This window comes from Streptomyces sp. NPDC050509 (assembly GCF_044457965.1).
Lineage (GTDB): Bacteria > Actinomycetota > Actinomycetes > Streptomycetales > Streptomycetaceae > Streptomyces.
Genome location: NZ_JBITHL010000006.1, coordinates 206264 through 219058 on the forward strand (window position 1 = coordinate 206264; position 12795 = coordinate 219058).

At 72.5% G+C, this 12795-nt stretch carries 11 protein-coding genes; 1 reads left to right on the plus strand and 10 read right to left on the minus strand.

What is annotated here, in order from left to right:
* Positions 1-135 precede the first annotated feature (135 nt).
* The 3 genes from ACIBJC_RS19090 to ACIBJC_RS19100 all read right to left on the minus strand — a co-directional run bounded on the left by ACIBJC_RS19090 (position 136) and on the right by ACIBJC_RS19100 (position 3084).
* On the minus strand, positions 136-576 hold the full coding sequence (locus ACIBJC_RS19090) for a protein phosphatase (protein WP_399293622.1): 441 nt from the start codon (positions 574-576) through the stop codon (positions 136-138).
* 87 nt (positions 577-663) lie between these two features.
* Entirely contained in the window at positions 664-1443 is a 780-nt protein-coding gene (locus ACIBJC_RS19095) for a fasciclin domain-containing protein (RefSeq protein ID WP_399293625.1), read from the minus strand.
* Between the two features lie 132 nt (positions 1444-1575).
* A complete protein-coding gene (locus ACIBJC_RS19100) occupies positions 1576-3084 on the minus strand; it encodes a M14 family zinc carboxypeptidase (protein ID WP_399293628.1) in 1509 nt (502 codons plus the stop codon).
* Between the two features lie 334 nt (positions 3085-3418).
* On the opposite strand from ACIBJC_RS19100, the gene ACIBJC_RS19105 reads away from it, so the two are divergent.
* The gene (locus tag ACIBJC_RS19105; protein ID WP_399293631.1) at positions 3419-4291 is read left to right on the plus strand and encodes a response regulator transcription factor; all 873 of its coding nucleotides are present in this window, start codon (positions 3419-3421) and stop codon (positions 4289-4291) included.
* A 27-nt stretch (positions 4292-4318) separates the two neighbouring features.
* On the opposite strand, the gene ACIBJC_RS19110 is transcribed toward ACIBJC_RS19105, so the two are convergent.
* From ACIBJC_RS19110 to ACIBJC_RS19140, 7 genes are all read right to left on the minus strand, one after another.
* Entirely contained in the window at positions 4319-5182 is an 864-nt protein-coding gene (locus ACIBJC_RS19110) for a carbon-nitrogen hydrolase family protein (RefSeq protein WP_399293634.1), read from the minus strand.
* Complete coding sequence (locus ACIBJC_RS19115; RefSeq protein WP_399293637.1) at positions 5179-6048, minus strand: flavin reductase family protein; 870 nt, start codon at positions 6046-6048, stop codon at positions 5179-5181. The genes ACIBJC_RS19110 and ACIBJC_RS19115 overlap by 4 nt, the downstream gene beginning before the upstream one ends.
* A gap of 92 nt (positions 6049-6140) precedes the next feature.
* On the minus strand, positions 6141-7247 hold the full coding sequence (locus tag ACIBJC_RS19120) for a formylglycine-generating enzyme family protein (RefSeq protein WP_399293640.1): 1107 nt from the start codon (positions 7245-7247) through the stop codon (positions 6141-6143).
* Positions 7244-7933, minus strand: a complete 690-nt coding sequence (ribA, locus tag ACIBJC_RS19125; protein ID WP_399293643.1) for a GTP cyclohydrolase II RibA — start codon at positions 7931-7933, stop codon at positions 7244-7246. Before ribA ends, ACIBJC_RS19120 begins: the two co-directional genes overlap by 4 nt.
* Positions 7930-9930, minus strand: coding sequence for a WD40 repeat domain-containing protein (locus tag ACIBJC_RS19130; RefSeq protein WP_399293646.1), 2001 nt, complete (start codon positions 9928-9930; stop codon positions 7930-7932). The genes ribA and ACIBJC_RS19130 overlap by 4 nt, the downstream gene beginning before the upstream one ends.
* A gap of 91 nt (positions 9931-10021) precedes the next feature.
* Positions 10022-11935: a PQQ-binding-like beta-propeller repeat protein gene (locus ACIBJC_RS19135; protein WP_399293649.1), complete on the minus strand. Its 1914-nt coding sequence runs from the start codon at positions 11933-11935 to the stop codon at positions 10022-10024.
* 187 nt (positions 11936-12122) lie between these two features.
* The gene (locus ACIBJC_RS19140) at positions 12123-12614 is read right to left on the minus strand and encodes a hypothetical protein (protein WP_399293653.1); all 492 of its coding nucleotides are present in this window, start codon (positions 12612-12614) and stop codon (positions 12123-12125) included.
* Positions 12615-12795: the final 181 nt, after the last annotated feature.

Sequence of the window (12795 nt, forward strand, 5' to 3'; positions counted from 1 at the left end):
CTCGGAGCCGTACGCCACTCCATGTACGCACATCATTGCGCACCGTGACAAGTGCAGTTCAGAGAGTGGCGAATCCATGCCAGAGGTTCAAAAGGCATCGACTTTTTCCGCAGTCGGTGATCGGGGCCGTGCCGGTCAGCCGAACTTCGCCACGTAACGGCGCTGCCAGGGAGTCTCGACCGCGTGCCGGGAGTAGTGCTGCCGTACGTACGCGACCGCCTCGCCCGGCGGTACCCCGTCGAGCACGGCGAGACAGGCGAGCGCCGTGCCCGTCCGTCCCCTGCCGCCGCCGCAGGCGATCTCCACGCGCTCGGCGCCGGACCGGTCCAGCGCCTCCCCGAGCGCTTCCGCGGCGGCCTCCCGGTCGGTGGGCAGCCGGAAGTCGGGCCAGCGCAGCCAGCGGTTCTCCCAGGCCACGCTGGGCGGTCTGCGCCCCAGCAGATAGAGCGCGAACGTCGGGGGCGGGCCCTCCGGCATCGGACGGCGCAGCCCCCGGCCGCGGACGAGCCGTCCCGAGGGAAGACACAGGATTCCGGAGGCTGTTGACTCCCAGGGTTTGTACGGTGTCGTGGTCACGCGGGTCAGGGTAGCCCCGTACCACCGCACGGTGAGAGCCCCGGACGGGGGTGCCGTCCGGGGCCTCGGCGCGTCCGTCGGCCGCGGTTACTTCGGCATCAGCACGGTGTCGATGAGGTACACCGTGGCGTTCGCCGTCCTGATGTTCCCGCAGACGATCTTCGCCGTGCCGTTGACCTTGAAGTTCCTGCCGGAGCCCGAGGTCGTGAGCGGGGCGCCCTCCAGCGTCCGGAACGTTCCGTGCGGGAGCTGACGGGGGGTGATCCTGCGGTTCACCACGTGGTACTTGAGGACCTTTTCGAGCTGGGCCCGGTCGTTGAGCAGCCGGTCGCGCTGCGGCTTGGGGATCTTGGCGAACGCCTCGTTCGTCGGCGCGAACAGGGTGAGACGCTGGCCGTTGTTCAGTGTTCGGATCAGACCGGCCTTCCGTGCCGCGTTGACCAGCACGGACAGGTCCGGGTTGTGCGACGCGGCGATGGCCAGCCGCTCCCTCGCCATGGCGCGGAGGCTGCCCTCGCCCCGCCTCGGCAGCGAGGAGCACGCCGGCCCGAAGGGCAGGAGCACCCCGGGTGCCGTCCTCGGCCTGCTCGGCGACGGCGAGGTGGAGGTGGAGGTGGAGGTGGAGGTGGAGGGGGATGTGCTCGGCGAGGTGGAGGGGGATGTACTCGGGGAGGCCGAAGGCGAGGCCGACATCGACGGCGAGGAGGACGTGGGCGCGGACGGTGACGTGGACTCGGCCGCCGATGTCGAGGTGTCCGGCGACGGGGTGACGGCGAGGGCCTGGGGCGCCTGTAGTCCCAGGGTGACGGGGAGGGCCGCCGCGAGGGCGGCGGCCACAACCGTGGCGCGTCTGCGGGTGCGCTTCATGTTCGATTTCTCTTCCTGTGGGAGGAGTCCTCGGCTCATGGGTGACCGGTCATGGGTGACCGGGCTAAAGCGTAGCCATGACCTGCCGCGTTCGGCATCTTGAGCCGTTCAGACCGGTTCCGTCCCGGATTCTTAGCTCCTGGTTCGCTCCGTCCGGTTGGCGTGGTCGGCGGCGGCCAGCAGCGCCGCGTACTGGATCCCGGCGAGGGCCGCGATCGGGATCGGGTCGCCGATGGCCGGCGCGGCCTCGTCCTCCCAGCCGCTGTAGGCGCGCTCCAGCTCCTGGTGGCAGCGGCGGACCGTGGGGGTGGCGGTGCCCGCCGTCACCTCGGCGCCGAGCGCGCGCAGCAGCATCCCGCCGAAGCGGATGCGGAAGCTGTGCACGGAGTGCCGGCAGGCGTACCGCTCGGCCACGGTCGCTGACCGCTCCTCCAGCCCGTCGGCGCGGGTGCTCTCCATGTCGGCCAGCGTCGTCAACGACGGTACGAAGTTCTTCACCGCCCGCAGGAAGGGCGTCGCGATGGTCAGTTCCGGGCCGGCGGTCCCCAGGACGCGGCCCAGCAGCTCGCCGGTGGAGCGGAGCCCGTCCGCCCGCACCCGTACGACATCGGCGTAGCTCTCGGGTATGGGGGTGTCGTCGTCCGCGTCCGGGTGGGCCCAGTGCGGGACCTCGGGGGCGAAGTAGAAGGTGCCGTACGGCTCGGTGTAGGCGGCGCTGGAGGCGCCCGCGATCTCGGCGGCGGCGTCGACGCCGAGACCGTCGAGGTAGTCGTAGGCGTCGCGCATGTCGATGACGCCGTAGACGGAGGGGGCGTACCGGGGGGAGTGCGCGGACTCGGGCTCACCGGTGGCGAGCGGGATGCCGAGGGCCGGGGGGACGGCCTCCAGCAGGCCGTACAGCTCGGGCGCGGGACGGTTGACGTAGTAGTAGGCGCCGCCCGACTCGCAGTTGTGCAGGGTGGTGAGGAAGCGGGGCCGGGCGGCGTCCAGCAGTCGCATCAGGGCGAGGGTTTCGGGCAGGACGCGGTCGAAGTAGGCGTCACGGTAGGCGAACGGGAAGGTCCACTCGACCTGTTCGTCGCCTGCGGGCCGGTAGAAGTGGCGCCCGTACAGCCGCTTGTCGGTAGGGGCGGCGAACCAGCCCTCGTTGAGCCGGGCACCGTCCGGGTCGACGCACGGCACGATGTGCCACGCGCCGCCGAAGTGCGCGCGCAGCGCGTCGTCCTCGCAGAGGGTGGTCGCGAGGTGGAGCGCGGTGACGGCGCCGACGGGTTCGTTGGGGTGCACCCCGCCGACGACGACGAACCGCGGTATGGAGGTGTCGGGACCGTCAGGGCCGTCAGGGCCGTCGGGGGCGTCGACCGTGTCGTCACCGGTGTGCTCGGGGGCGTCGGTCCTGACCGTGAAGCAGCGCAGCGGCTCGCCCAGCCTGGAGGTCCCGATCCGGCGCTCCGTGATCCGGTCCGGGTGCAGCGCGACCAGCGCCCGGAAGGACGCGAGGAGTTCGTCCACGCCGGGGTAGGTGTCCGTCGCGGGTACGGTCGTGGCGCGCCGGATCCACTCCTCGGCGGAGCCGAGCGCGGGCGTGGGCGGGGTGGACGGCGTGGGCGGGGTGGACTGCTGCGAAGTCGCGGTGGCCATGGGGGTGTGGTTCTCCAGGTGGGGGAGTGCGGTGCGGGTGCACGGGACGGGGGTGTACCGGGGATCTCGCCGCGAGCGGACGGCGTATCAACGCAAAGGTAAGCTCGCCGACCCCCTGAAGGTCAGCGCAAGCTCCCTCTCCCCGGCGACGCGCCGGCTGGCCGAGGCGGGCTCCGTCACACGGAACGCCGAAGGTTTCACCGGGTTTCCCCAAGGTTTCTCCGAAGGAGAAACGGCTGAACGCCGGGACCGCTCCGTACGTATCCATGGGGAAGGTGTGATCTGACGTTCGACGGTTGTTGCGCGACGGCACGAAGGAAAGGTGGGGTCACGCATGCAGGTGCTGCTCGTCGAGGACGATGTCTCGATCGCCGAACCGCTGGTGGACGGGTTGGCGCGGTACGGATTTACGGTGCAGTGGGTCTGCACCGGCGACGCGGCTCTGGACGCCCCGCGCGGTGACATGGTCCTGCTCGATCTGGGGCTGCCCGACATGGACGGCATCGACGTGTGCCGCGAGTTGAGGCAGGACTCCGACGTGCCGATCATCATGCTCACGGCACGCGGAACGGAGGCGGACCGGGTGGTCGGGCTCGAACTCGGCGCCGACGACTATCTGGCGAAGCCCTTCAGCCTGCGGGAGCTGGTGGCCCGGATCAGGGCGGTGACCCGGCGCTCGCGGATGACGGCGCCCGCGCGCCACGTCGTCCCCGCCGGGCACGGCGCCGGGCATGGCACCGCGCACAGCGCCTCGTACGGCGCCTCGTACGGCGCGGCGTACAGCACCGCACGCCACGCCGCCGTCCCCGTCGGAACCGCCGCACGGCCCGCGCTCGTCACCGCGATGCCGGAGGCGCCCGGGGCCCGCAGGGCGGCCGACGCCTCGCCGCAGATCATCGGCGACATCCGGATCGACCGGCGGACCCGCCAGGTCCATGTGGCGGGCCGGCCCGTCACGCTCGCGCCCAAGGAGTTCGACGTGCTCGCGCTCCTCGCCGAGGACCCGGGCGCCGTGTGCTCACGGCAGCAGATCCTCGGCACCGTGTGGGACCCGAACTTCTTCGGCCCGACCAAGACGCTGGACGTGCACATCGCGGCGCTGCGCCGCAAACTCGGGGACCCCCGCCGCATCGAGACGCTGCGCTGTGTGGGGTTCCGGCTCACGGTCTCGCCCGGGTACGAGGCGCGGGCGGACAAGGTGTCCTGAGCGCCCGCCGGTTCACCGCCCGCGTCCTCAGCGGCTCGCGGTACGGCACTCCTCCAGCATGTGCAGCAGACCCCGAACCTCCGCCAGCTCCACCGGATCGAGATCGGCCAGGACGGTCTCCTCGCCCGCCGTCGCGGCGCGGGCCACCGTCCGGCCGCCGGGCCCGTGAACGGCCGTACCGCCGCCGCACGGGCGGTGCGGCGGGCCGCCCACCGGGTTGCTGAACACCGCGTACACGGTGTTCTCCAGCGCGCGGGCGGCGAGGTAGACGGCCGCCCGGTGCTCGTTGCCCGCCGCGAACGCGCTGGGGCAGAGATAGACATGGGCTCCCGCGAGCGCCGCCGCGCGCCCGTGCTCGGGGAAGGACATGTCGTAACAGACCGCGAGCCCCAGCCGCCAGCCGTCGACGGTGAGGTCCGCGCCCCGGTTCCCGGGCGCCCCGGCGGAGAAGAGCGCGCGCTCGTCGGCGTGCCAGAGGTGCTGTTTGTCGTACGCCACGGTCGGCGGGCCCGAAGGGCCGCACGCCACCACCGAGTTGGTCAGGGTGCCGTCGGCGCCGAGCACGGCCGCACCGGTCAGTACGGTCACGGCGTGGGCGGCGGCGGCCTCGGCGAGCGGGTCGAGCCGGGGGTCGGTGACGGTACGGCCGGAGTCCGCGCGCACCGCGTAGCGGCCGGGCGCGGCGGTGAGCGCGGGAAGGTCGTACGCGCAGAGGTGCAGCTCGGGCAGGACCACCACCCCGGCCCCCTCGCCGGCGGCGCGCACCGTCAGGGCGGCGGCGTGGCGCGCGTTGGCGGCCACGTCCCCGGAGACCGCCCCGGTCTGTACGGCGGCCAGCCGGAGCGGCGCGGAGGGCAGGGGCAGGGCGAGGGGCGGCAGGGGCTCGCTCATACGGGGGCTCCCGGGGGTCTGGGGGCGCCGGGCGCGGCCGGCACTCCGGTGATGTCGGTGTGTCCGGCCTTGGCGCCGTCCCGTTCGACCCGCACACGGCAGCCGTGCAGCCGCTCGGCCGGCAGCCGGTGCGACACCGGCACCGGCAGATCGACGAGGAAGTCGCCGTACGCGGCCGGGGGATGCTCGCCGAGCGGTACGGTCCCGCCGTCGGCGGTCAGCAGGGTCACCCGCCACCGGGCGTCGTCGGCGGCGCCCCGGCCCGTGGCGGCCGGTCCGGTGGCGGCGATGCGCAGGAGCCCGTCGGGCAGCAACTGCGCGGCGGCGACGATCGCCGTCCGCCGTACGGGCTCACCGAGCGCGTGCATCGGCCCGTGCTTGACCAGCGGCCGGGGCGCGCTGAGCGGCGCGGACGCCCCGGCCGGCGCGTTCCCGGGCAGGTGCGCGGCCACGACCTCGCCCGCGTACATCGTGTGCACGGGGAAGCGGACCGTTTGACGGAGCACGCACTCGACCGCGACCACGCCACCGGTGACCCACGGCGTACCGGTCGCCGTCGGCTCGCCGAACGTGATCAGCTCGCTGCCGGTCTTGTCGATGTCGGCGACGGAGAAACTTCCGGCGAAGTCCGCCAGCTCCGCCTGGTCCTCGGCGCAGAGCGTCAGCGAGAACTCACCGGCGGCGGCGATCAGCGCCCCGGAGGCCGAGCGGGGTCCGAGGACGACGGCCGCGTACAGGGGCGCCTTGTTGACGAAGTAGGACCACTCCGCCGACATCACGTTGGCGGCGGAGCCGTGCCGTACGGAGACCAGGCCCACGGTGCTCGTCAGTGTCTTCCACAACTGGTCGGGAATGGCAGGCGTCATGGGGTTACGGGAGTCCTCACGTCGATACGTCGATACGTCGTCGAAACGGTGCTGGGTAGGGCGGCGGGTACGGCCGGGCAGGGGACGCGTGATCACGGGCGGGTGCCGGTGGCGAGCCGGAAACCGACGGGGTAGAGCGGGCTGGGGAACGCGCCGTGGCGGCGCCGGGTGCGCGCGAGATCGCCGAACCGGGAGAAACTGCCGCCCCGGGCGACCCGGTACGGAACGCGAGCCGCGTCCGTACGGGACGAATCGTCCGCACCGGCGGCATCGTCCCTACCGGCGAGACCATCCGCACCGGCGGAGTCGCCCGTACCGGCGCAGAGGTCGTCCGTGACGAACGCGCCGCCCCAGTAGGGCCGGTAGTCGTCCGCGACGAACTCCTCGACGTTCCCGCCCATGTCGCACACGCCGAACGGCGACCGGCCGGCCGGGAACGCGCCCACCGGAGTCGTGGTGTGCACCCCGGTCTCCCGCGTGTTGGCGGCGTCCGCGTCGAACCGGTCGCCCCACGGGAACGCGAACCCCTGCGGCCCCTTCGCCGCGTACTCCCACTCGGCCTCCCCGGGCAGCCGCCACGGATGCCCCGTGCGCTTCGACAGCCAGGCCGCGTACGCGTCGGCGTCCTCGGGGCGCACCCCGGCGACGGGGTGGTTGGCGCGGTCGTACGGATAGGCGCCCAGGTACCAGGTGGTCGGCCGTCCAGGGTGGCGAGTGTCCGCCAGGAAGTGCCGGTATTCCGCGTTGGTGACGGGGTAGGTACTGATCCAGTAGTCGGCCAGCGCGACCTGTTCCACCGGTGTCTCCTTCTCGATCCACGCCCTCTCGACGCCCACATGCGCCCACGCTTCGACCACCGCCGCGACGGCCCGTGGCGGCAGACCGATGTGTACGGCGCCGCCCGCCACGGCACGGGTGGCGGGCGGCGCGCCGGTACGGATACGGGGGTCGCCGAGGAGCGCGAGCAGCCCGCCGGCGGCGAGGCGTACGGCGAGGGGCTCGGCCGGGTCCTCGACGGCGGCGGCCAGTTCGGCGGGGGCGAGCGCGCGCAGCCGCTCGGCGGCGTCCCGGTCGGGGTGGAGCAGGGCCGGGTCGGCCAGTTCGGCGTGGGCGGCGAAGTGCGGGGCGGGAGGTGCGACGGAAGGAGAGGGAGATGCTGCGGGAGGAGTCGGAGGTGTGGTCGTTTCCGGTGGAGTCACGCCCGTGTCCCGTTCCGTACGTCGCTGGTCTCTGCCTCGTTCGCGCGGGTGCCGAGCGCCAGCGTGTGCCCGGTGGTGTGCGCCTTGGCCGTGAGATAGGCGGCGTTGTCGTCGGTGAGATGGAGCCGGGTCGGCACCGCGGCCGTGACGTCGATGCCGTGGTCGCGCAACTGCCTTACCTTGTCCGGGTTGTTGGTGAGCAGCCGGATCCGGTGCAGGCCGAGGGCGCGCAGCATGGCGGCGGCCACCCCGTAGTCGCGCTCGTCCGCGCCACGGCCGAGGAGCCGGTTGGCCTCGAAGGTGTCCGTGCGCGCGTTCTGGAGCAGATAGGCGTCCAGCTTGTTGTAGAGACCGATCCCGCGCCCTTCCTGGCGCAGGTAGAGCACGGCCCCGCCGTGTTCGGCGAGCGCCCCCAGCGCCTCGTCGAGTTGGGGGCCGCAGTCGCAGCGCGTGGAGCCGAGGAGATCACCGGTGAGGCACTCGCTGTGCAGCCGCACCAGCGGGACGGTCCCGTCCCGGGGCGGTACGAAGCAGGCGACATGCTCCCCGGCGTCCGGCAGGCCGTGGAAGGTGACGAGTTCGGCGCGCAGCCCACGGGCCCGGCCGAGGGTGATCGCGACGCGCGCCCGTACCGTCGCCCCGTCCGATCCGGCGTCGGCCCGGGGTGCGGCGCTCGCGGTACTCAACTCGCCACCCGCCCGTAGCCGAGGGCGTCGGCGTTCTCGCGGTTTCCGGCGTTCCCGGCGTTCTCGGGGTTCTCGGTGTTCCCGACACCGTCGGCCCGCTCGATCAGTTCGTCGACCTGCCACGACCGCAACTCGCCCACCGGAACGTCCGGTTGCTCCCGCCCCACGAGTGACAGCCGCCCGTCCCAGCCCGCGACCACCATCCGCCGCTCGTCCCACGCGGTCATGCAGGAGAGCCCCTGACGGAACGCGCTGACGAGGCGGCCCGAGGCGAGCGTGCCCACGCTGTCCTGCCAGTCGACCTCCCAGGCGTAGAGGCCGAAGTCGTACGAACCGGCGAGGACGACCGGCGCGTCCGGATCGCCGAGCAGGCCGACGCACTTGACGGACTCGTCGGGCCCGAGCAGGGTCTGCACGTTCGCCGCCCGCCGGCCGCCCATGGCCAGGACCGGATCCCGGGCCGCGTCCGGGGCCGTGTCGCGCGGCGCCAGCAGGCCGACCTTCACCGTGTGGTCCCGCGACGCCGAAGCGACCACCCGGTCGCCCAGCCCGGCCACCGCGTTGACCAGGTTCCCGTGCTGCCAGAGGGTGACGCGGTCGTGCAGCGGCCCGGCCGCGACCGTACGGTCCGTGGCGGCCGACAGGAAACCGCCGTCGAACGCGGACAGCGACTTCACCGACCCCGCGTGCGGGGCGCCCCGGTCCACCTCGTCGAGGGTCACCGGGTCGAGGGCGATCAGCTCGCCGTTGTACGTACCGGCGACGAGCAGGCCCCCGGCCAGGCAGAGCGAGGGCACGGGCGCGCCGAGCGGGGCGCTGACGGTCATGTCCTCGCCGTCATGGCGTACGACATGGCCCGCGTACGTACCGGCGTAGAAGGTTCCGTCGGGGCCGGTGGCGAGCGACAGCACCGGGCTCGCGGACACCGGCAGGACCCGCACCTCGGAGGGGTACTCGTCCTCCACGTCCAGGACGAGAACGCTCCCCGAGTCGCATCCCACGAGAAGCCGGTCACCGAGAAGCCGGTCACCGAGAAGCCGGTCGCTGAGGACCGCGAGCGCGTTCGCGCCGTGGCCGGGCCGCCGTGGGGCGGAGAGTTCCGCCCCGGTCGCGAAGTCCATCAGGTGCGGCGCGTTCCAGAAGCTGCCCGCCGCGACCAGCCCCCGCGCCGCCGCCACCGACCGTGGCCACAGCCGCGCGTCGTGCACCTGGCGGACCGGCTCGCCGCTGATGTCGATCCAGTGCAGGGAGCCGTCGTACGCGCCCACGACGATCGAGCAGTCGTCGTCCGCCCACGCGACCGAGCGCGCCGCGGCGGTGGAGACGGTGATCGTCCGCAGACACTCCAGCTCCGGCGTCAGCAGATTGACGACCCCGTCGTCGCGCGCGACGGCCAGCAGCTTCCCGGAGTGCGACCAGGCGCACCCCTCGACGGACGACGCGTAGTGCCGCACCTCCGCGGTGGCCGGGCGGCCGGGGTCGCCGACCGCGACCATGCCGTCCTCGCCGACGGTGGCCACCAGCCCCTCGCAGCTCACCGAGACCATCATGCAGTGGGCCGCGTGGGAGCCGATCTCCGCGAGGAGCGCGCCGGTCGGCGTGTCCCACATGGTGGCGCGGCCGTCCTCGGAGACACAGATGAGGCGCCGGCCGTCCGGCATCCAGGCCACGGAGTTGATGTCGTCGGTGTGCCGGGCGAGGACCGTGACGAGCCGGTGCTGCCCGTGCTCGGGGATCCGCCACACCCCGACGGTCTTGTCCGCCGACGCCGTGGCCAGCAGGGTGGGCGCGGTCGGGCTCCACGCGGCGGCGTTGACGAGACGGCGGTGCCGCAGCCGCGTCAGCGGTACGGGACGGGCCGGCTCGCTGGTGTCCCACACCAGCACGGTTCCGTCGTACGAGCAGCTCGCGAGGCGTTTGCCGTCCGGCCGGAAGGCGACATGGGTGATCGGGGCGGCGTGGCCCAGCGGGTCGGGCTTCAGATCTATCGTGCGCATGGTGCTTCCCTCTCCGGGCGGTCGGTCGCTGGGGGCATCGGGCGTACGGTCACCCGCGCGCACGTCACTCGCGCGGTCGGTCGGCGGTGTGTCACCGGTCGTGGATCCGCAGGTCGAGGACGGCGGGGCGGCGGGGCAGCCAGTGGTCGCGCACCTTGACGAGCCGGAGCTTCTTCGGGCGCCGGTCGATCCGGTAGAGCGACAGCAGCCCCGTACGGCAGCCGACGAGGAGGTACGGGGTGCCGTCGGCGCCGTGCAGCAGCGACAGCGCCTTGGGGTAGTCGGGCAGGTCCTCGAAGAGGCCGAGGAACGCCCCGGTGGTGTAGTCGTAGGCGGCGAGCTGCATCCCGTACGAACTGGCGATCACCAGGCCGTCGCCGACGACGGCGTTCTCGACGGTGTTGGAGAGCAGCTTGAGCCAGCGGGCCACGACGCCCTCGCCGACGACGAGTTCCTTCACCCCGCCGTCGCCGGTGAGATAGGCCCGGCCGCTCTGGATCCAGAGGCGCTTGGGGTACTCGCCCTGGTCGAACCGCCACCGTACGGACGCGTCCGCCCGGTCGAGTACGACGATCACCCCGTTCCTGGTGACCAGGAGGCGGTCGCCGTCCGGCAGATGGACCGCGGCCCAGACCGGCAGTCCGTCCACGGTGAAGGTGTCGAGCACGCGCCCGTCGGCGGTGTCCAGCTCGACGGCGCCCGCGTTGGTGGCGACCAGGGCCCGCGCGCCGTCCGGGCTGACCGCGACCGTGTGGGGAAGGGCGGGCAGCTCCACGCTCCACCGCAGCGCGGGCCCCGCCCCGTCGATGTCGGTACGGAAGGCACGGTGGTCGCGGGTGATACCGAGCCACCCGGACCTCCCCGCGGACCGTACGGGGGCCACCCGGCGGGTGAACCCGAAACCGGTGGTGTGCTCCGCCTCCACCCGTGTCATCGGCCCGCCCGCCGAGTCCCGTACGCGGACGACGGTGACGCCGGTGTCCGTGGCGCAGTACAGGGTGCCGGGGTCCTCGGGCGACGGCTGGATGTCCCACACGGCCTGCCGGGGGAAGCCCATGGCCCGTACGAAGGTGCCGTCGGCGTCGAGCTGGACGATCTCGCCGTCCTGGCACAGCACGTACACCTGGCCGTCGTCCGCGGAGACCGTCAGATCGGAGAGCTGGTGCGAGAACCCGGTCACGGTGCGGGTGACGCGCAGGGCGCGCTCCGTGTTGTCGAAGATGTGGAGCTCACCGTCGAAGCCGCCCGCGTACGCCCGGAGATGGTCGGGGGAGAAGGTGACGAACTCGACGTCGTCGCGGGCGAAGAGGCATTCGTCCTCCTTCTCGCCCGACGCGCTGACCACCACGACCCCGTTGGCGATGTCGGCGTTCTCGCCCGCGCCGAAGTCCTGGGTGGCCCAGAACCGGTCGTGACGGGCGTCGTACCGCACCCGGTGGATGTTGCCGTCGTCCAGCTTCACCCGGTCGGGGAAGTCGGCGTCGCCGTCGAACGACCCGAACCGGAGGTTCCCGTTCTTGTCGGAGACGGCGTGCCGGGTGGGATGTTCGGTGCAGGCCCACTCCATCGGGCTCGTACCGCAGATGTTGGGGCGGATCTCCAGCACCTGGAACGTGTGCAGATCCACCACGAGCATCTGCCGGTGGTAGCCGCTGGAGACGAAGACCTTGCCCTTCCAGATGCCGATGCCCCGTGAACTGACGGGAGAAGGACGCTCGTTGGGGATGAGCAGGGACGGGTCGCAGACGGTCGCGGGGTCGAGCCGGTCCACCAGCTCCAGTGTGTCGAGCGACCAGCGGAACAGCGCGCCCATCCGGTCCTTGCCGATCACCCAGCCGTCGGCGACGGCCAGCCCGTAGAGCGGCCTGCCCTGCGGGACGAAGGGGGACGACCTGACGACCCGCAACTGCGCGTCGAGCAGATGGACCCGCCCGTGGGTGTCGGAGGCGAGAAGGCCCTCGCCGTCCACGTGCACGATTCTGACGATGCGGTCTGCCGGCTTCACGATGACGGTTCCCTGGAGTCGGGGCTGACGGTCGGTGTGTGAGGGGGTGAGGGTGAGGGGGAGGGCGAGGGCTGGAGCGGACCCGGCCGGCGGACGGTGGGGGAGTGCTGCCGACCGGGGGTGGTGCGCCGCTTTCCTGGCCTTCGGCCTACGTGTCAGGCCTATGTGTCGGCCCTGTGTGCCGGGCCTACTTGTTGGGCTCTACGCCCTCACGGCCGCCGCCGTCGTCATCCTCGTCATCGTCGTCGGCGTCACCGGTGTCGTCGTCCGTGCACGTGTCATCGTCGAAGGTGCTGCCACCGGCGATGGCGGGATCGGCGGCGGTCTCCTGGACCACCCGGGTCAGGGCGTCCACCGAAGCCCCCCGCGTACTGCTCCCGTTGACGAAGACGACCTTCCAGACGGCGCGCCCGGCCTCCTCCTCCAGTCCGACCCCGGTCACACGCCCGCCCCCCACCTCCCGCAGCACCAGGTCCGCGGCCTGGGCGGCGTTCTTCACCTGCGGGGACGAGACCTGCCCGGTGTCCTGGGACCCGCTCGACAGCGTCCGGCTCCCACCGCTCTGTGCGGCACTTCCGGAACCACCGGATCCGGCCACCTCCTCTCCCGCGACGGCCAGACCCGTACCACCGATCGCCAGACCACCGAGGGCCACCACAGCAACCAAGGATTTCCGCATTGCCTGTACCTCCTGCATATCGGGTGCTCCTGACCGGTATAGAAGCCGCGAGAACCCCGTGACCAGGGCGTTGTCCGAGTCTTGTCCGCCTCCTGTCGGATTCCTGCCCGAGCCTTCACCTAGCGCCGACAGGCCCTGGCGCCGACAGGCCCTAGGGTCGTCTTCCGTCACTCGTCCCTGA